This is a genomic window from Rhizobium metallidurans (genome assembly GCF_014196505.1).
GTDB lineage: Bacteria > Pseudomonadota > Alphaproteobacteria > Rhizobiales > Rhizobiaceae > Rhizobium > Rhizobium metallidurans.
The window spans coordinates 852558-872778 of record NZ_JACIDW010000001.1 but is presented as its reverse complement, the minus strand read 5'-3'; the positions used below and the strand labels follow the sequence as shown (position 1 = coordinate 872778).

17 protein-coding genes are annotated in these 20221 nt (G+C 61.1%); 3 read left to right on the top strand and 14 right to left on the bottom strand.

The annotated features are described in order from the left end of the window. Positions 1–267: 267 nt before the first annotated feature. Genes GGQ67_RS03830 through GGQ67_RS03820 form a run of 3 tightly spaced genes read left to right on the top strand, consistent with a single transcriptional unit; the run spans position 268 to position 5070 of the window. Positions 268–2076 (top strand): ABC transporter ATP-binding protein, encoded by a 1809-nt coding sequence (locus GGQ67_RS03830; protein WP_183898821.1) that lies wholly within the window; start codon positions 268–270, stop codon positions 2074–2076. 9 nt (positions 2077–2085) lie between these two features. Beyond that, a complete protein-coding gene (locus tag GGQ67_RS03825) occupies positions 2086–3984 on the top strand; it encodes an ABC transporter ATP-binding protein (RefSeq protein WP_183898820.1) in 1899 nt (632 codons plus the stop codon). Between the two features lie 54 nt (positions 3985–4038). Then, complete coding sequence (locus GGQ67_RS03820; protein WP_183898819.1) at positions 4039–5070, top strand: aldo/keto reductase; 1032 nt, start codon at positions 4039–4041, stop codon at positions 5068–5070. Between the two features lie 43 nt (positions 5071–5113). On the opposite strand, the gene GGQ67_RS03815 is transcribed toward GGQ67_RS03820, so the two are convergent. From GGQ67_RS03815 to GGQ67_RS03750, 14 genes are all read right to left on the bottom strand, one after another. Further along, the gene (locus GGQ67_RS03815) at positions 5114–6184 is read right to left on the bottom strand and encodes an ABC transporter ATP-binding protein (RefSeq protein WP_183898818.1); all 1071 of its coding nucleotides are present in this window, start codon (positions 6182–6184) and stop codon (positions 5114–5116) included. Beyond that, positions 6181–7008 carry a carbohydrate ABC transporter permease gene (locus GGQ67_RS03810; protein ID WP_018896480.1) on the bottom strand — a complete coding sequence of 276 codons (828 nt, stop codon included), beginning with the start codon at positions 7006–7008 and terminating at the stop codon, positions 6181–6183. The genes GGQ67_RS03815 and GGQ67_RS03810 overlap by 4 nt, the downstream gene beginning before the upstream one ends. Next, entirely contained in the window at positions 7005–7907 is a 903-nt protein-coding gene (locus GGQ67_RS03805; protein WP_183898817.1) for a carbohydrate ABC transporter permease, read from the bottom strand. Before GGQ67_RS03805 ends, GGQ67_RS03810 begins: the two co-directional genes overlap by 4 nt. 140 nt (positions 7908–8047) lie before the next feature. Next, on the bottom strand, positions 8048–9280 hold the full coding sequence (locus GGQ67_RS03800) for an ABC transporter substrate-binding protein (protein WP_183898816.1): 1233 nt from the start codon (positions 9278–9280) through the stop codon (positions 8048–8050). Positions 9281–9348: 68 nt separating this feature from the next. Beyond that, complete coding sequence (locus tag GGQ67_RS03795; RefSeq protein WP_183898815.1) at positions 9349–10251, bottom strand: TIM barrel protein; 903 nt, start codon at positions 10249–10251, stop codon at positions 9349–9351. Positions 10252–10262: 11 nt separating this feature from the next. Then, positions 10263–11297: a Gfo/Idh/MocA family oxidoreductase gene (locus tag GGQ67_RS03790; RefSeq protein ID WP_183898814.1), complete on the bottom strand. Its 1035-nt coding sequence runs from the start codon at positions 11295–11297 to the stop codon at positions 10263–10265. Between the two features lie 248 nt (positions 11298–11545). Then, positions 11546–12799 (bottom strand): glycerate kinase type-2 family protein, encoded by a 1254-nt coding sequence (locus GGQ67_RS03785; RefSeq protein ID WP_183898813.1) that lies wholly within the window; start codon positions 12797–12799, stop codon positions 11546–11548. Positions 12800–12819: 20 nt separating this feature from the next. Beyond that, positions 12820–13857, bottom strand: coding sequence for a substrate-binding domain-containing protein (locus tag GGQ67_RS03780; protein ID WP_183898812.1), 1038 nt, complete (start codon positions 13855–13857; stop codon positions 12820–12822). 195 nt (positions 13858–14052) lie between these two features. Then, positions 14053–14598, bottom strand: coding sequence for a dTDP-4-dehydrorhamnose 3,5-epimerase (gene rfbC, locus GGQ67_RS03775; protein WP_183898811.1), 546 nt, complete (start codon positions 14596–14598; stop codon positions 14053–14055). 3 nt (positions 14599–14601) lie between these two features. Then, a complete protein-coding gene (rfbA, locus tag GGQ67_RS03770) occupies positions 14602–15480 on the bottom strand; it encodes a glucose-1-phosphate thymidylyltransferase RfbA (protein ID WP_183898890.1) in 879 nt (292 codons plus the stop codon). Continuing rightward, positions 15477–16373, bottom strand: a complete 897-nt coding sequence (gene rfbD / locus GGQ67_RS03765) for a dTDP-4-dehydrorhamnose reductase (RefSeq protein WP_183898810.1) — start codon at positions 16371–16373, stop codon at positions 15477–15479. The genes rfbA and rfbD overlap by 4 nt, the downstream gene beginning before the upstream one ends. Further along, on the bottom strand, positions 16370–17419 hold the full coding sequence (gene rfbB, locus GGQ67_RS03760; protein ID WP_183898809.1) for a dTDP-glucose 4,6-dehydratase: 1050 nt from the start codon (positions 17417–17419) through the stop codon (positions 16370–16372). Before rfbB ends, rfbD begins: the two co-directional genes overlap by 4 nt. A gap of 50 nt (positions 17420–17469) precedes the next feature. Continuing rightward, positions 17470–18909: an exopolysaccharide biosynthesis polyprenyl glycosylphosphotransferase gene (locus GGQ67_RS03755; RefSeq protein ID WP_183898808.1), complete on the bottom strand. Its 1440-nt coding sequence runs from the start codon at positions 18907–18909 to the stop codon at positions 17470–17472. 469 nt (positions 18910–19378) lie between these two features. Then, positions 19379–19672, bottom strand: coding sequence for a hypothetical protein (locus GGQ67_RS03750; RefSeq protein ID WP_183898807.1), 294 nt, complete (start codon positions 19670–19672; stop codon positions 19379–19381). Positions 19673–20221 lie beyond the last annotated feature (549 nt).

Sequence of the window (20221 nt, the reverse complement as noted above, 5' to 3'; positions counted from 1 at the left end):
GACCAACAAAAACACGTCACCGGTCAATGGCTCGCCCCAAGCGGGCCATTTTCGCTTTTGCGGTGTGCCGCGCGGCGCCTCACGATAAAATAACCAATTGGTGAATTGTTTACTTGAACGGCCGGTTCGAATCGTCAAAGGTAAGCACGCTAACCAATCCCATCATCGATTTGCCGTCCCTTGCGGACCCGCGCCGATACAATTCTATTTTGGAATGAAACCGTGAGCAGCGATGCGTTGAACCGTGTAGCGAAGCCTTCGGCTTCGATGGCAAAGGCGACTGCGGCAGGCTGGGGCAAAGGCCTCTCCACATTGGTCCGCATCACCGTCATGGCCTTGCGCCACCCATGGCAGTCCGGCCTTGCGATCGGCGCCACCCTGATTGCCTCTTCGTTCCAGTTGATGATCCCGCGCCTGCTCGGGAGCGCGGTGGATCACACCCAGGCGGTCGTCGAGGGCGGCGCCGCCGGACTTGTCGCCCAGGACGCACTGCTGACGACCGCCCTGCTGCTGCTCGGCGCCAGCGTGATGCGCGGCGTCTTCACCATGGTGCAGAACTACTACAGCGAAAGCGTCGGCCACCACATGGGCTACGAGCTTCGCATCGCCTGCTACGAAAAGATCCAGCGGCTCTCCTTCAGCTTCCACGACAGCGTGCACTCGGGCGACCTGATCACCATCGGCCTGCTCGATCTGGAAGGCGTGCGCATGTATTTCTCGACGGCGCTGGTGCGCATGGTGCTGCTGACCATGCTCATCGGCATCGGCGCCTACATGCTGCTTTCGACCGACGTTGTGCTCGGCCTGCTGGCATTGAGCTTCGTTCCCTTCGTCGGCTGGCGCTCTTCGGTGACGCAGCTGCGGTTGCGCGCAACATGGCTGGTGCTGCAGGAACGGCTGTCGGTCCTCACCCGGATCATGGAAGAAAACCTCGGCGGCATTCGCGTCGTCCGCGCCTTCGCATCCCACGCCTACGAGATGTCGAAGTTCGAAGCGGCGTCGAAGAGCGCGCTGGAACTCGCACATCAACGCGTCGGCATCCGCGTCACCAACACCAGCGCCATGACATTTTTCTTTTTCGCCGCCATGGGCCTCGTGCTCTGGGTCGGTGGCGGCAAGGTGATATCGGGCGAGATCACCGTGGGCACGCTTGCATCCTTCCTCACCTTCATGACGATCCTGCAGATGCCGGTGCGCCAGCTCGGCCTGATGGTCAACGCCTTCGCCCGTGCCTCGACCTGCGGCACGCGGCTGTTCGAGCTCCTCGATCTCGAAATCGCCGTTCGCGATGCGCCGGATGCGAAAGAGCTAAAGATCACCGAGGGCACGCTTCGCTTCGAGAATGTGAGCTTCAGCTATCCGAGCACACCAGCACAGCAGGCGCTACGGGGCATCTCCTTCGAGGCCAAGCGTGGAGAGACGATCGGTATCGTCGGCCCTCCTGGCAGCGGAAAGTCGACGCTCGCGCATCTCATCCCCCGCTTCTACGATGTGACCGGCGGCCGCGTCACCATCGACGGTCAGGATGTCCGCAAGGCCACGCTTCAGTCGCTGCGCCGCTCCGTCGCCATCGTACAGCAGGATTCCTTCCTGTTCACGACATCGATCGAGAACAACATCGCCTATGGCGACCCATGGGCGAAGGAAAGCCGCATCGCCGGCGCTAGCGAAAGCGCGCAGCTGCACAATTACGTGCTCGGTCTTCCGACCGGCTACGACACCGTCGTCGGCGAGCGCGGCGTATCGCTTTCAGGCGGCCAGCGCCAGCGCCTGTCGATCGCCCGTGCTCTGATGCTGAAGCCCGCCGTCATGGTCTTTGACGATTCCACCGCCGCGATCGATGCCGCGACCGAGCAGCGCATCCGCTCCGCCATGCGCAAATACGCCGCCGACCGGGTCACGATCATCGTGGCCCACCGGCTGAGCTCGCTGATGCATGCGGACCAGATTTTGTTCATCGAAGACGGCGAGATCGTCGAGCGCGGCACACACGAGGAGCTGCTGGCCGCGAGCGGGCGCTACAAGGCGCTTTACGATCTGCAGGTGCGTCCCGGCGACGAAGCCGTGAGCGCCTAGGGAGGAAAAATGGCCGAGGAAATGGAAACCGAACGCTCCGACGTTCGCGAGGATGGACGCCGCCCGCCACGCGCGGTCGTCGGATCGCAGCGCGTCGAGGAGGAGATGTTCGGCAAGGCCTTCGACGGCAACGTCATCAAGCGGATATGGGCCTTCGTCCGGCCGTATCGGCGCGACGTCGTGCTCTCGGTCTGCGCCGTGCTGACGTTTACGCTGATGCAATTGATGATCCCGCTGATTATCCGCTACGCGATCGACCATGGCATGCAGCAGGATGGCAGTCGTTCGGCACTCACATGGGCCGTCGTGGTCTTCCTCGTCGCAATCCTCATCAATTACGCGGCCAGCTATGCGCAGGAAACGCTTGTTGGTGGCGTGGCCGAAAACGTGCTTTTCGACATCCGCCGGCAGATGTTCTCGCATCTGCAGCGCGTCTCGCTCTCCTTCATGGACAAGACCGAAGTCGGCCGACTGATGTCGCGCCTGCAGGGCGACGTCAATTCGATGCAGGAATTCCTGGAAACATCGGTTCTTTCGGTCGGCGACATGACGCTGCTCGTCGGCATCGTCGGCGTCATGCTCTATCTCGATCCGAAACTTGGCCTGCTGACGCTTTCGGTTCTGCCAATCCTGTTCGTCGTCCGCCTGTTCTGGCTGCCACTCGCCCGCAAATCGTTCATGGCCGCGCACGAGACCAATTCCGTGGCCAACGGCGCCTTGGCCGAGGCAATCCACGGCGTGCGCGCCGTGCAGAGCATGGACCGACAGGGTGTCAACTTCACGCTCTACGACGACAAGGCGAAGGCGAACCTCCAGACCCACCTCACCGCGGCGCGTTACGCGCAGGTGATGGTGCCGATCGTCGATTCACTGACGGGTGTCGCGATGGCGCTCGTCATCGTCGTCGGCGGTGCCCGCGTGCTCAACCAGGCGCTCGATGTCGGCGTGCTCGTGGCATTCCTGTTTTATATCCAGCGTTTCTTCGACCCGATCCGTTCGCTGACACTGCAATACTCGGTCATGCAGCGCGCCATGGCATCCGGCCAGCGCTTGACCGAAGTGCTCGACGTACCGATCGACATCAAGGACGCAGCCGATGCGGTAGTTCTCTCCAAGGACATGGACGGCTCCGTCGAGTTCCGGGACGTGGTCTTCGGCTACAATCCCAAGCATCCGGTGCTCAAGCATGTGAGCTTCAAGGTCAATCCGGGCGAAACGGTCGCTCTTGTCGGCCCGACCGGCTCGGGCAAATCGAGCTGCATGTCGCTGATCCACCGCTTCTATGATGTTCAGCAGGGACAAGTGCTTGTCGGCGGCCACGACGTCCGCGCGCTGACACAGGATTCGCTCGGCGACCAGATCGCCATGGTGCTGCAGGAGCCGTTCCTCTTCACCGGAACCGTGTTCGAAAACATCCGTTATCACAAGCACGACGCGACGCGGGAGAAGGTCATCGAAGCAGCCAAGGCCGTCGGCGCGCATGATTTCATCATGCGCCTGCCCGAGGGCTACGACAGTATGCTGGGCGAGCGCGGCGGCAACCTCTCGCTCGGGCAGCGCCAGCTTCTGTCATTCGCGCGCGCGCTGGTGGCCGACGCGAAGATCCTGGTGCTGGACGAGGCGACGGCGAATATCGACAGCTACACGGAGATGCTGATCCAGAAGGCGCTGGTCAAATTGCTGGAAGGCCGCACCGGGTTGGTGATCGCCCACAGGTTAGCGACCATCCGCGAGGCCGACCGGATCATCGTTTTGCAGAACGGTGAACTGGTAGAAAGCGGCAGCCACCAGCAACTCATGGCGAACCGCAAGCTTTACGCGCGGCTCTACGACCTCAACTACGCGTCATTCGACGATATTCCGGAAACAGTTCTGGAAGAGACGACTGCAAGCGGATCGGCGACCTAGCTCAAAGGCCGGCGATCCGGACAGAGAAACCCATTTCGACACGGAGGATGTTCAATGGATTATCGCAAGCTTGGACCAAGCGGGACAATCGTCGCGCCATACTGCCTGGGAACGATGACATTCGGCGCGGAGGCCGATGAAGCCACCTCGCACAAGATACTCGACGACTATTTCAAATGGGGCGGCAATTTCGTCGACACGGCCGATGTCTACAGCGCCGGTGTTTCGGAAGAGATCATTGGCCGTTGGCTGAAGGCGCGGCCGACGGAAGCTCGCCAGGCGGTGATTGCCACGAAGGGACGTTTCCCGATGGGTAACGGCCCGAATGACATCGGGTTGTCGCGGCGGCATTTGAACGTCGCGCTCGACGACTCGCTTCGACGTCTCGGCGTCGAGCACATCGATCTCTACCAGATGCATGCATGGGATGCCCTGACGCCGATCGAGGAGACGCTGCGTTTTCTCGATGATGCCGTCTCCAGCGGCAAGATCGGCTACTACGGCTTCTCCAATTACGTCGGCTGGCATATCGCCAAGGCAGTCGAAATCGCCAAGGCGCGCGGGTACACGCGGCCGGTAACGCTGCAGCCGCAATACAGCCTGCTCGTCCGCGATATCGAACTTGAGATCGTTCCGGCCTGCCAGGATGCGGGCATGGGGCTGCTGCCTTGGTCGCCTCTCGGCGGCGGCTGGCTGACGGGCAAATACCGCCGTGATCAGATGCCGACGGGCGCGACCCGGCTTGGGGAAAATCCGAAGCGCGGCATGGAATCCTACGACCAGCGCAACGCCCAGGAAAGGACCTGGGACATCATCGGCGCCGTGGAGGAAATCGCGAAGTCCAAGGGTTGCAGCATGGCGCAAGTGGCGCTCGCCTGGACCGCCGCGCGGCCGGCCGTGACATCGGTCATTCTCGGCGCCCGCACGACGGAGCAACTGGCGGACAACCTCGGTGCGGCCAAGATCAGCCTCTCGGACGAGGAGATGCAGCGCCTCACAGAGATCAGCGCGCCGCACCCCTTCGACTACCCCTATGGTGTGGGTGGTACGAACCAGCGCCACCGCAAGCTCGAAGGCGGGCGGTAAATCATCGGGTAGCGGCGGTGCATGCCGCCGCTGCCTTGTTCGTTCAGATGCGAACGCCGGTCGCGTCGTCGAACAGATGCACCTGCGCCGGATCGATGGTAACCCCGATCGTCTCGCCGCCACGGGCCGTGCCGCGGCCGGTCTCGACGATCGTCAGCTCAGGTGTCGTCGCCGCCGTGATGAAGGTGGCCGAACCGGTGGATTCGACGACGTCGACGGGGATATCGAATGTCCCCTGCCCCGTCGCCGTGATGCCGATATGCTCCGGACGGATACCGACGGTCACCTTGCGGCTAGGCTGCAGTTGGCGATTGCTCGCAAGCGTGTGCTTGACCGTTCCAAGATCGATCTCGAGGCTGCTTCCGTCCCCGCCAACGACACCCGGAATGAAGTTCATCGCCGGCGAACCGATGAAGCCCGCGACGAACTTGTTGGCGGGCGTGTCGTAGAGCTCCAGCGGCTTGCCCTGCTGCTCGATCACACCCTCGCGCATGACGACGACGTGGTCGGCCATGGTCATCGCCTCGATCTGGTCGTGGGTGACATAGACGGAAGTCGCGCCGAGCCGGTCGTGCAGCGCGCGGATTTCCTTGCGCATGTGAACGCGCAGCGCCGCGTCGAGGTTCGAGAGCGGCTCGTCGAACAGGAACGCCTTGGGGTGGCGGATGATGGCCCGGCTCATCGCCACGCGCTGCCGCTGGCCACCGGAGAGTTCACGCGGATAGCGCGTGAGCAGGTTGGAAAGCCCCGTGGTGGCCGCAACCTCCGACGCGGCCTTCTTGGCCTCGGCCTTGGCGACGCCGCGGATGCGCAGGCTGTAGGTCAGGTTTTCCTCGACCGTCATATGCGGATAAAGCGCATAGGACTGGAACACCATGGCGACGTCGCGCTTGCGCGGCGGCACGTTGTTCATCAGTTCGCCGGCAATCTTCAGATCACCCTCGGAGATGCTTTCCAGGCCTGCCAGCGAGCGCAGCAAGGTGGACTTGCCACAGCCCGACGGGCCGACGAGCGCCACGAAGCTGCCCTTGGCGATCTGAAGGTTGATGTTCTTCAGCGCATGGAATGCACCATAATGCTTGTTGACGCCGCTGAGCTCGATCTGATTGGTCATTTGAGGGCTCCAGAGGTGAGGCCGGATACGATGCGGCGCTGCAAGAGAACGAAAATGGCGAGAACGGGCGTCACATACATCGTGGCGTAGGCCATGATATTGTTCCACTCGCTGGTGTTCGGCCCCATGAAGGAGTTGAGACCGACGCTGGCTGGCTGAAGCTCTGCTTCCTGGATCATCGACTTCGAATAGACGAATTCGCCGAAGGCCTGCATGAAGATCAGGATCGCGCTGACGAGGATGCCGTTACGGGCAAGCGGCAGCACGATGTTGAAGAAGGCGCCGAAGCGGGAGTTGCCGTCGACCAGCGCGGCTTCCTCAAGCTCCATCGGTACCGCCATGAAGGTGGCGCGCACCAGGACCACGAAGAAAGGCATGCTTTTCGCGGCAATCGCCAGGATCACGGCAAAGCGCGGATAGTCGAGCAGGCCGAACTGTGAGAAGCCCACGAAGATCGGCGTGATCATCAGCGATGCCGGCAAAACCTGCAGCATGAGGATGAGGAACAGGCCGATATCCACCCACATGTTTCGATAGCGCGCCAGCACATAGGCGCAGCCGACACCGAGCACGGTGATCAGCGCCACGGAGCCGAAGGCGATGACGACCGAGTTCCAGAGATAGCGCCCCATGTTCCGGCTTTCCCACACATAGGCGTAGGTTCCCCATTGCGGCGAGGACGGCCAGAAGCTCGGCGGGTTGGCGAACATCTCCGAGCCGCTTTTCAGCGCCGTGATGTACATCCAGTAGAGCGGAAAGAGATAGATTGCGGCAAGGACAATCGCGATGAAGAGCATCAGCCGGTTGCGGTTGGTATCGCTCATCCGCGCACCTCATGTTTTGTCGACCGGACATAGACGATCGAGGCGAACATCACGAAGACGATCATGATGACGGAGATCGTGGCGCCCTTGCCGAAATCGTATTGCCGGAAGGACAGATCCCAGGCCCAGTATTGCGTGACGTTGGACGAATTGTTCGGCCCGCCATCGGTGATGGCCGCGAACAGGTCGAATTGCTGCAGCGTGAAGATCAGGCCGAGCGACACGATGGCGCCGATGGTCGAGCGCATCATCGGAAGCGTGATCGTCCAGAAGCGCTGCCAGGCATTGGCGCCGTCGAGTTCGGCCGCTTCGTAGAGATCGCCGGGGATGGAAGACAGGCCGACGGAGAGCAGGATCATGTTGAAGGACGTGCCGAGCCAGATATTGGCGATGACAACGGCCCAGAGCGAGAAATTGGGGTCCGAGCGCCAGAAGATGTTGGAGCTGATCAACCCGCTTTCGCGCAGGATGAAATTCAAGACGCCGAAGTCGCCCGACAGCACCCAGTTCCAGATCGCGCCAACGACGAGGCCGGGCATGACCCAGGAAACGAGGAACAGGCCGCGCAGCCAGGAGGCGCCGGGAAAATTCACCCAGAAGAACAGCGCCAGGCCGAAGCCGATCAGGAACTGACCGGCGATCGAGCCGACGACGAACAGCACGGTATTATAGATGATCGGCAGCGTTTCGGGCTGCTTGAACAGGTCGACATAGTTCTTGAAGCCGACGAAGGGGCGCACGAAGGTCCCGAGGCTGAACATGTCGACCTCCTGGAAACTCATGACGATGTTGTAGACGAGCGGCAGGCCCGCGAGCACGAACAGGAAGATGAGCGGCAGGGTGACAAGCGTGATGTCGAAACCGCGGCCATCGATGATGCTGGAAAAAAGCCTCTTCATGGATACCCCTTAAGCTCCGAACGGGGCTGCCTGGCGCTTGCGCGGAAGACAGCCCCTGCCGGGAGGAAACGGTGGGATGGCGCAAGCGCCATTGGGGCCGGACAGGCGGAGCGCATGCGCGCCCCGCTTGCCCTGATATGTCACTCTTCGACGGCCTTGATCTTCTCGGCGGCCTGATCAAGCGCGTCCTTCGGCGGCATCTGGCCGGTCAGCGCTGCCTGGATGGCATCCTGGATCGCCTTGGAGATCTTCGGCCATTCCGGCGACGGGCCTCGCGGCTGGGCATATTTCAGCTGCTCGACGAAGGTCTTCAGCGCGTCGTCCTTCAGCTTGTTGCCTGTCGGCGGGATGGCGATGTCGGAGCGGGCCGGAAGCTGGCCGAACTTCTGGTACATCGTGTCGTCCTTCGAGGCGAAGAACTCGAGCGCCTTGAAGGCCTCCGCCGGGTACTTGGAACTGGAGAAGATCGCCCAGTTGTAGTCGCCCATGGCCGAAGAGCGCGGCGCGCCTTCCTGCGGGACCGGCAGGAGCGCCGTGCCCCAGTCGAACTTGGCGTCGGTCAGCATGCGGTCGATTTCCCACGGACCGGATATGGCCATGGCCGCGTTGCCGGCGTTGAAGGTGGCGGTCGAATCCCACTGGCTGCGGGTCAGCGTATCGGGAGAAGCAAGCTTCTCGTCCATGATCTGCTTCCATACCGTCAGTGCCTTGACGGCACCGTCGGCGTTGATCGTCTTATAGGTCGCGCCACCCATCTGGGCCCAGGGCAGGAACTGGAAGGTGCCCTCCTCGTTCGCCTTGGCCGAGAAGGTCAGGCCGTAGACGTTCTTTGAGGGATCGGTCAGCTTCTTGGCGTCCGCGACCAGTTCGTCCCAGGTCTGCGGCGGCTTTTCCGGATCGAGGCCGGCGGCCTTGAACATGTCCTTGTTGTAGTAGAGCGCGATCGTGTTGGTCGCCTTCGGCACGCCGTAGAGCTTGCCGTCCCAGGTGGCGGATTTCAGCGGTCCGGGGAAGTAGTTCTCCGGCTTGATGACCGTCGACTTGGCGATCATGTCGGTCAGGTCGAGGAAGGCCTTGCGGGCGGCGAACATCGCGTGGTTCGGGTTGTCGATGGCGATGATATCGGGCGCCTTGCCGGTCGAGAACGCACGCATCGATTCACTGACGACGTCGTCGAACTGGATCTGGCGGTATTCGATCTTGATGCCGTTGTTCTGATCGTTGAATTCCTTGATCAGGTTCGGCGCCGGCTGAATGTCGCGATCGAGCGACCAGAGGGTCAGGGTGACGTCTTCGGCCTTGGCGGCTAGGCCGAAGAGCGACACGCCCGCCAGCGCAAGCGCGCCGATCATTGCAAATTTACGGATAGCCATGGTTCTCCTCCTTTGTGGTTATCCTTGATCGTGAGGCCAGCAATTCCTCCTTGCCGGCCGCGATGTCCTCAGACCGGATCGACGACGAAATCGCCGCCCCGGGCATGCTTCAAATGGTTCAGCGCATGAACCTGACCGGTCATCTCGAGCGCGTCGCGATAGACCGGATCGTGCCAACCTTCAATGTCGATGGATCCCGACCAGCCGGCGAGGCGCAGTTCCGAAATGATGTCCGTCCAGTTGCTATCGCCAAAGCCCGGCGTGCGCATGAACACGAACTTCTCCTTACCGAAGATGCCATGCTCCTTGATGACATCCCAGCGGATCGTTGCATCCTTACCGTGAACGTGGAAAATCTTCGACGCCCACTTGCGGATCTGCGGCAGCGGCTCGATCAGATAGACCATCTGATGGCAAGGCTCCCATTCGAGACCGATATTGTCGTCGGGTGTCTCGTTGAAGATCAGCTCCCAGGCATCCGGATTGTGTGCGATGTTCCAGTCACCCGTCTGCCAATTGCCGTCCATCGCGCAGTTTTCGAAGGCGATCTTCACGCCCTTGTCGGCGGCGCGCTTGGCAAGCTCACTCCAGATTTCCTTGTAGCGCGGCAGGCTGTCGGTCAGCACCTTGCCACGGACACGACCGGTGAAGCCGGCAACGCAGGTGGCGCCGAAGTGGTGCGCGTTGTCGATGCAATCCTTCCAGCCCTGAAGCGTGTCGAGATCGATATCCGTCGTTTCAAGCGGGTTGCCGAACATGCCGAGCGTGGAGATGGTGATGTCACGGTCGCCGATCGCGTCGACGCAGCGCTTTCCGAGCTCGGCGAGGTTCTGGCCATTGGTCGTCTGCCAGAAGAAGGGTTCGAAGCTTTCGAAGCCCATATCGGCGATCTGGCCGATCCGCTTGTCGGCGCCGCCCTTCGACGCGCTGACCATGGTTCCGATGCGAATGGACTTGGCGGGGTTGCTCACAATCTCAATCCTTATGCTGAAATTTCAATACGCTTGCCGGTCTTGGCGCTTTCGATCGCGCAGAAGACCATGGCGAGGCTTCTGATGTTGTCGGAACTTGCGGTTTCCGGGCGCTTGCCCGTCTCGATCGCTTCGACGAAGCTGGCGATCACGCTGGCGTGGCCATGCGTCTCTTCGTCATGCTCAGGCGCTGGTACTTCGACCGGCGTAAAGCCGTGCAGCAACCCCGGCTGCTCGCCCGCGGTCGCCGCCTTGAAGCCTTCCTCACCGTCCCATGTCAGCATTCCCTTGGAGCCGACGAGGCGCCACTGGCTTTCCCAGCTCGTGCGCTCGCCTTCCGCGCACCACGAACCGCGATAGGTGAAGACGACGTCATCGGCGAATTCGAAGGTCGCGTTGGCGGAAGCGCCGTGCTGATACCATGACCCCTTCGGATTGCGTTCGACGCAGTAAACGGCCAGCGGCTTCTTGTCGGCGACGAAGCGCGCGGCATCGAAGGTGTGGATCGCCATGTCAAGCAAAAGCACGTTCTGCATCTCTTCGCGGAAACCGCCGAAATGCGGCGCCAGAAAGAAATCGCAATGGATGCCGGTGATGTCGCCGATCGCACCGCTTTCGACGAAGCGACGCATGCGGCGGACGCCCGAGATGAAGCGGCGGTTCTGAATGATGGCGTGGACCTTGCCGGTCTCGGCGGCGAGATCGATGAGAGCCGCCCCTTCGGCAAGCGATGTTGCCATCGGCTTTTCGCTCAGCACATGGCAGCGGGCCTTCAGCGCCGTCGACACCACGTCGAAGCGCGCGGTCGGGATGACCACGTCGAAGACGATGTCAGCTTTTGATTTCGCGATGACGTCGGCGAGATCCGTGCCGATCACGGCACCGCTCAAACCAAACTCCTCGGCAAGCTTTTCAGCCGCCGCCGGGTTGACGTCGACGAGGCCCTTGACCTCGATTTCGGCTGCGAGAGCCGGGGTTTCCTTGATGGCGCGCAACCAGCCCTTGGACATGGCTCCGCAACCGCAGAGAACGGCATTCAATGTCACGATTTCCTCCCGTGGACAGTTTCTGGCTTTCCTCCCGAAACTTGTCCCGTAAACGTTTACGATACTAAGCGGAAACGTTTCTCGCTGTCAATCCCACGCGATCAGACAAAAAATGCTGCGGAAAACATCTGCAAATGCGGGGCCTTAACCTTGGCTGCGCCGCAGCGCAGCACGAAAAAATTTCACGCTATTTTGCGCCCGCGTTCCGGCTGGAACGCAGGTGACCGGATCAGATTTCGATTCTTCGGTTAGCGGATCAGGATCGCGCGGAAGTCGTTGACATTGGTTCCCGTCGGACCGGTCTCGAACAGGTCGCCGATCGCAGCGAAACCGCTGTAGCTATCATTGCCATCGAGCAGGCGGCGCGGATCAAGACCGGCGGCGCGCAATCGTTCGACCGTCTTCCCATCCGCGAAGGCGCCCGCGTTGTCTTCCGACCCGTCGATGCCATCGGTATCGGCGGCAAGCACATGCATCTCATGGCCCTGGATCGCCAGCGCCATGGCGAGCGCGAATTCGCCGTTGCGGCCGCCCTTTCCGCCCTTACCCCGGAGCGTCACCGTCGTCTCCCCACCGGAGAGGATAACGACCGGCTTCCGAAACGGCCGGTCTTTCGCTAGCACTTCGCGGGCAATCGCCGCATGCACCGAAGCGACATCCCGCGATTCGCCTTCGATGGAATCCGACAGGATGGCGGCTTCCACCCCGTGCGATCTGGCAAGCGCTGCCGCCGCCTCTAGCGAGACGCCGGCCGAGGCGATCACATGATGCTCGTGGCGTGCGAACACCGCATCATCCGGGCTCGGCGCATCGGCCGCCGGCGTGGCGAGAAAATCGAGCGCAGCCTGCGGAAGCGGCATCTTGTACTGCGCGATGATGTCAAGCGCATCGTGCCGCGTCGAGCGATCTGGAACCGTCGGGCCGGAAGCGACATAAGCAGGATTGTCGCCGGGTATGTCCGACACGACCATGCTGACGACGCGCGCCTTGGTCGCCGCCGCCAGCCTGCCGCCCTTGATCGTCGACAGATGCTTGCGCACCACGTTCATCGCGGAAATCGGCGCGCCCGAAGCGAGCAGGATCTCGTTCATGGCGATCTCGTCTTCGAGCGTCAACCCCTCCGGCGGAGACGGCAGCAGCGCGGACCCTCCCCCGCAGATCAGCGCGATGACGAAGTCATCCTCGCCAAGCCCGCTCACGGCGTCCATCAGCCGCTTCGAAGCCACGAGGCCGGCGCTATCCGGCACGGGATGCGAGGCTTCAAGGATCTCGATGTCTTGGGTTACGCAGCCATAGCCATAGCGCGTCACCACAACACCCTCGAGCGGGCCGTCCCAGACACCCTCGAGCGCCTGCGCCATCTGTGCGGCGCCCTTGCCGGCGCCGATCACCACCGTTCGTCCCTTCGGCTTGGCCGGAAGATAGGCCGTGATCCCCGTGAGCGGGTCGGCCGCCTTGACAGCGGCGGAGAAGAGATCTTTTAGGAAATCGCGCGGTTGCATGGGCTGGCTTTCGAGAAAATTCAACTGTCGAGGCTGAAGGCATCGCTCTCGCCCGCAACGAGCTCAAGCGGCCAGATCGTGTTGCGCGCGCCACCGGGATAGAAATCCGCATAGGCAGGCATGGTCGCGAGCAGCGTTTCGGCAAGCTCGGCGCCGAGATCGCGCAGCGACATCCTGAAACAGGTCAGTGTCGGCTGCAAGAACCGGGCGCGCGGCTCCTCGCGAAAGCCGATGACCGCGAGATCCCGGCCGGGGACGATGCCCGCCTCGACCATTCGTCGGTAAAGCCCGATCGCCATCAGCTCGTAGATCAGAATGATCGCCGTCGGCCGGGGATCGAGGCGGATGAGCTCATCGCCGGCCTGATATCCACCCTGCTCGCTCGACTTCGCGCGGATGACGAGTGCGGGATCATAGGCGATGCCGTGGCGTTCCAACGCGCTCCGATAGGCATCGAGGAAGATGTAGCCGAGATTGACGTCGGTTGATGGCACCGCGATCGCGATCCGGCGATGCCCCTTGGCCACGAGCCGATCGACGGCCGAGGCCGCGACGCCTTCGAAATCGAGGTCGATCCAGCTGTAATTGCCACCGGACGAGCTGCGGCCGAGCGCAACGAAGGGTATCTTCGCCTTGGCCAGGAAGTCGATGCGCTTGTCGATGCGCTGCGTGGCGGAAATGATCAGTGCATCCACGACACGACGCGTCACCATGCGCTTCAGATACTCCTGAGGATCCTCGTCGTTCGGGCAAGGCAGCATGATGAGATCGAGCTTGTGGCGCGAAAGCACGCTTTGCAGACCGCCGGTCAGGCCAAGGAAGAAGTTGTCGGCGTTTTCGACCGTTTCCTTGCTGGACTCGATCATCAGCCCGATGACGTTGGTGGTACCCTGCCGCAGGCTACGGCCCGATTGGTTCGCCACATACCCAAGCTCTTCGGCCGCCGCCAGCACGCGCTTGCGGGTCTCCTCGTTCACATCCGGTTTGCCATTGAGCGCCCGCGACACGGTCCCGATCGAAATATCGAGATGCTTGGCCAGTTGGCGAATTCCCCTCATTCCGACAATCGTCCTCCCAGTGCCGATGGCTAGCCGACCTTATGTGACACACCAAAGCCGATCCGGAAAGGACCAAGGACAACGATATGTGAAGCACCGGGACAAGGCAGGGCGATCCAGCGCAACCGTGCGCGCCTCCAGCGCCAGTCCGTTGACGACACTGATGCAGGACAAAGCAACGGTTGCGAAACACCATTACGGAAACAGATCGGCATCCTTCATCAACGGCGCTTGCGCGTCCTTGGACGAAAGGGTGGGCGCGGCCTCGATCGGCCAGGCGATGTTCACCGTAGGATCGTTCCAGATGATGGCGCGCTCGTGTTGTGGCGAATAGAAATCGGTCGTCTTGTAGAGAAACTGCGCGGTTTCGGACAGAACCACGAAGCCATGCGCGAAGCCCGGCGGAATGTAAAGCTGGCGCCTGTTGTCCGCCGACAGGATTTCGCCGACCCACTGCCCAAAAGTCGGCGAGGATCGCCGCAAGTCCACGGAAACATCGAAGACCTCGCCCTCGACCACCCGCACCAGCTTTCCCTGCGCTTGCCTGATCTGGTAGTGCAGCCCGCGCAGCACGCCTTTGGCGGACTTGGAGTGATTGTCCTGAACGAATGAAACCTCGGCCCCTGCCGCTTCGTCGAAACGGGCCTGATTGAAGCTCTCGAAAAAGAAGCCGCGCTCATCGCCGTAGACGGTGGGCTCGATGAGCAGGACCTCAGGAATTGCCAGCGAAGAGACTTTCATCGTTCAGCCCGCCTCCGCCAGAAGTCGCATGAGGTATTTCCCGTATCCGTTCTTGCAGAGCGGCGCCGCCAGTTGCTCCAGCTGGCGACCCGTTATCCAGCCATTGCGAAACGCGATCTCCTCGGGGCACGACACTTTCAGCCCCTGACGCCGCTCCAGCGTCGAGATGAATTGCCCGGCGTCGAGCAATGAATCATGCGTTCCAGTGTCCAGCCATGCGTAGCCGCGCCCCATGATCTCGACGGTCAGGCTGCCGTCCTCAAGATAACGCCGGTTCAGATCGGTGATCTCCAGCTCGCCGCGCGGCGAAGGACGCAGCGACTTGGCGAATTCGACCGCCCGTTCGTCGTAGAAATAAAGACCGGTCACCGCGTAGTTCGACTTGGGCACGGCCGGCTTTTCCTCGATCGAGACCGCTCGGAAACGCTTGTCGAACTCCACGACGCCATATCGCTCCGGGTCGAGCACGTGATAGGCGAACACCGTCGCACCGCGATCGACGGACATGCCGCTCGCCAAAAGGATCGGCAGGTCGTGGCCGTAAAAGATGTTATCGCCGAGCACGAGCGCCGACGGCGAGCCATCGAGAAATTTCTCGCCGATGATGAATGCCTGCGCCAGGCCATCGGGCGATGGCTGCTCGGCGTAGGAAAACTTGACGCCCCAGGCGCTGCCGTCGCCCAGCAGCTGCTCGAAGCGAGGGATATCCAGCGGCGTCGAGATGATAAGGATGTCCCGGATGCCGGCCAGCATCAGCGTACTGAGCGGATAGTAGATCATCGGCTTGTCGAAGACAGGCAGCAGCTGCTTGCTCATGGCCAGCGTCGCCGGATGAAGACGTGTGCCGGAGCCACCGGCGAGAATGATGCCTTTTCGGGTCACAGCGCCCACCCCCGTTCCTTCAATTGATCAAGTACGCGATCGACATGCACCGTCCATTCGGGCAGGGTGAGCCCAAGGGCGGAACTCAATGCATCCGTGTTGAGCGACGAATTGCGCGGCCGCTCGGCGGGCCGCGGAAACTCCTCGGTGGTGATCGCCTCGATATCATCGGGCGCCGCCGCCGACACGAAACCGCGTTCGACCGCCTTCTCGACAACATGCCGGGCGAGCCCGTGCCAGTTCGTTCGCCCCGACGCGGTCAGGTGAAACGTCCCGTCGGCGATCTCGCCGCGCCGGTGCGCGGCAATCGCAAGGGCGGTGACATCGGCGAGCAGCTCGACGGCCGTCGGCGCGCCAAACTGGTCCGCGACGATCCGCAGATTCGGACGCTCCCGCGCCAGGCGCAGGATGGTCTTCACGAAATTCGTGCCATCGGCCGAGACGACCCAGCTGGTGCGAAACAAAAGATGCCGGCAACCGGACTCGGTGATCGCCAACTCGCCGGCGCGTTTTGACTCGCCGTAGACATTCAACGGATGCGTCTCGTCGTTCTCGCGATAGGGCGCGTCCCGCCGGCCGTCGAAAACGTAGTCCGTCGAATAATGGACCAGCAGTGCATCGCTTCGGACTGCGTAATCCGCCAACGCCTTCACGGCGTGGTGGTTGATGCGAAACGCCGCATCGGCATTCGTCTCGGCTAGATCGACCTGCGTATAAGCCGCTGCATTGACGATGATATCGGGGCGAACCGCGTCAAGACGCGCGGCGACCGCTTCCGGCTTGTCGAGATCGAACTCGTCGCGTGCGAAGGCGACGAGATTGCCGAATGGCAACAACGTACGCTGAAGCCCGCGTCCAAGTTGCCCGTTCTTTCCGAGAAGCAGCACGGTCATGCGTATTGCTTCTCCACCCAGTTGCGGTAGCTGCCTGAGGTCACGTTCTCGACCCAATCGGCATTGGCGAGATACCATCTGACGGTCTTGCGAATGCCGCTCTCGAAGGTCTCCGCTGGACGCCAGCCGAGCTCGGCCTCGATCTTGCGCGCATCGATCGCGTAGCGCCGGTCGTGCCCGGGGCGGTCTGTGACGAAGGCGATCTGCTCGCTATACTTTTTGCCATCGGGTCGCGGCTGCAACTCGTCGAGCACTGCGCAGAGGGTGGTGACGACATGAAGGTTGGCGCGCTCGTTCCAGCCGCCGATATTATAGGTTTCGCCCAGACGTCCCGCCTCCAGAACGCGGCGGATAGCGCTGCAGTGGTCCTTTACATAGAGCCAATCGCGGATCTGCATGCCATCGCCATAGATCGGCAGAGGTCGGCCTTTCAGCGCGTTGTGGATGACCAGCGGAATGAGCTTTTCCGGGAAATGCAGCGGACCGTAATTGTTGGAGCAGTTGGTCGTGACGACAGGAAGCCCGTAGGTGTGGAAATAGGCGCGAACCAGATGGTCGCTCGCCGCCTTGCTGGCGGAATAAGGGCTGTTCGGCCGGTAGCTCGTTTCCTCGTTGAAAGCAGGATCGTCAGCGTCGAGGGTTCCGAAGACCTCGTCTGTCGAGACGTGCAGAAAGCGGAAATCGTGTTTGCTCTCGAGGCCACCCCAATAGGCGCGCGCTGCTTCCAGCAGACGAAACGTCCCGAGAATGTTGGTCTGGATGAAATCTTCCGGCCCGTGGATCGAACGGTCCACATGGCTTTCGGCCGCGAAATTGACGACGGCCCGGGGCTTATAGCGCGCAAAGAGATCGCTCAGCAGTGCCGCATTGCCAATGTTGCCATGCACGAAGATATGACGCGGATCGCTCTCGAGAGACCGCAGGTTGTTCAGATTGCCCGCATAGGTCAGCGCATCGAGATTGACAACCGGCTCGTCGTGTTCCGCGAGCCAATCCAGTACGAAGTTCGAGCCAATGAAGCCGGCTCCCCCAGTCACAAGTATCATCGCCTACGCACCTCTCAACCAACGCAAACACCAGGATTGACGACGCAATTTCAGTAGACGTTGCTCCGATCCTGCAAGCCGATCGCCGTCATCACGACGATCCTCAGATCCAGCCACAACGACCAGTTGTTGATGTACCAGATGTCGTGACGCACCCGGTCCGCCATCCGGTCGACCGTCGGCGTCTCGCCCCTGTGTCCGTTGATCTGCGCCCAGCCTGTCAAGCCCGGCTTCACATGCCGGCGAGACGCGTATTGAGCGATCAACGTTCCGTAGAGATCGTCATGCGCAAGGGCGTGCGGACGCGGGCCGACCACGGACATCTCGCCGCGCAGCACGTTCCAGAACTGCGGCAGCTCATCGATGCTCGTCGAGCGGATGAAGGCGCCGACGCGGGTAACGCGTGGATCGTTGCGCGTCGCCTGGCGGATGTCGCCGGAATCTTCCATGACCGTCATGCTGCGAAACTTCAGGATCCGGAATGGCTTGCCGTTGTGTCCCTTGCGGCACTGCATGAAGAAGACCGGGCCGCTGCTATCGGCCTTGATGGCCAACGCCACCAAAGCGCAGAGCGGAAGCGTCACCGTCAGCGCGGCGATCGAGAAACAGATGTCGAACAAACGCTTGACGATACGCTCGACCAGACCGAGCGGCGGGCGGTGGATCTGGAATGCACGGCTCTCGCCGATGTCCTGAGCAAAACCCTGGGCGATATCGCCAACGAGACCCGAAAACATCACGCTCACGGGAACGCAGAACTCGCGCAAAGCCGACAGGCATTCTTCCAGCGCTGCCGCATTCGCATAATCGCCCCAGACGATCAGGACTTCATCGACATCGGTGATACCGTTTTTCTGAAGCCTGTCCTGCAGCAGGCTCGGAGTATCGTCGGCGCCGCGCAGGTGCATCGTATGCTTGATGGACAGCCCGCCAAGCGCGGCCTTGTGGATGAGAGGCTCGACCGGTGTCGAATCCGGGCAGATCAACAGGACCCGCCTGGTCGGGAAAGACGCGTGAGCGACCGCACGGTTCAGATAGGAATACCACGCGAGCCTGAGCGTCGTCAGCGCGCCGAATGACAGAACGGCGGCCGACAGAATGGCGCCGCGCGAGACCATCGGTCCGATCTTCAGGAAGAAAACAATCGCAAGAAGAAATGCCACGACCGCTGGCAGAAACGTGCAGATGATCGCCATCTGCCTGCGAAACGACAGAAGCCCGGCGGGGCGGTAGGCGTCCGCTCCACCCAGTGCCAGGACGAAAACAGTGGCGACCAGCAGGCCAATACCCGCATATCGTGACCAATCGCCATCCATACCCAAGAATACTTGCTCGTACAGCATGTATCCTCCGGCGATTGCGAAGAATAGCACCGCGAAATCAAGAATAGCGGCGACATAGGTGGTCGCCACAGCATTGAAGCTGAACCACCGTCGATCATTTCTCGCTGAAAGCCGCACGTTCCAGCTGTGTTCCACTGGCATGGTCATAACGTTATCCTCAACCCGCCAGCCTAGTTAACACAAGATTAATAAACACAACAATTCGCCTTCGAATACTCCTTATTTAGTATTTCGAAACAGGAATACGTCAGAACCCGTAGTTTTTCCGATTATACGACTTGGCGTTGGAGTAACGTTGAAAAATACAAACCAATAGTAAGCGTTTGGAACATCCGCAAATATCGACCGCTTCAGTAGTAGAATATTTGGCTGCCGATCAGCCCTCGGGGATGAGAGCGCTCGAACGAGACGCAAGGTGAACCGCGCAGAAAGCAATAGTAGGCAGCATTCAAATGCCTCGGCTCAGGAAGCAACGCCATCCGCAAAGCGACAGCTGTCTATGAGCTGACGGTGACGCGCAGTCAGAACCGTCGTATAATTTCAGATATAATTGAGATTACGCGAATCTATACTTGAAGAGGCCAGAATTTCGTTCTTCAGAACTCCCGCCGAGCAGTCACTCGTCCGGCTGATCGTCGTCGTCTTCAAAGCCATACGAACCCTGCATTTCGACCGTCATGTGCTGATAGGCGCGCGCTTTTATTTCGTTGCTGATCAGCACGATCCAATTATGGGCACGACCGAGGCCCGATCCATTTTCGGGCATGACGAGCGCCATGCAGGTCATCACCCGTGGCCCGGTCTCCCGATAGGGCTGCATGCTCCAGGCAAAGGGCTCATCCCGCTGGCGGCGTTTGCGAAACGTAACGCTGCGCTTGCGCGCACTCTTCCACGCCATCGTCATCGTCATCGACCCCTGCTATCGACGCCGCGGATGCAACGCCGGCATCCGTTTTCAAGCCGCGCCTTATGGATCACCCGAACAGCAAGCGGCTCCGCATGCATCGACCGCCGGGCGATGCCGGCCTTCCCGCACGGGACGGCTTGGCTCGCGCCAACGACCACAAACTCCGTAAGTCCCTCTGCCATCAGCGTGCGCCTCAAATGTCATCTCACTCATGTCGCGATGAAAAGCAGCTTGCGCGTTCAGATATCGCCCCGTCGTCCGGCGGAACGGCAACGCGAAAACGCACGCGACCGGTGAGATTTTCTGAGCAGGGAGTGCCGTCGACGAGCGATTTCATCGGACGAGCCAAAATTTATCAACGAGGGCGAGAGCTCAAAGATACCTTGATTGGAGATGGTTGTTCCGACGGGGGAATTCTCGACGCGAGAAAGGCAAAGTATCTCATCAGAGCTTTCATCGACGGGGCCGATTATTCTTTGTTGTTTCCTCATTTTTTCCCCCGAAAGCACACAGACGACACCTCCGGAAAAGAACTTTCCGGAAACTATACAT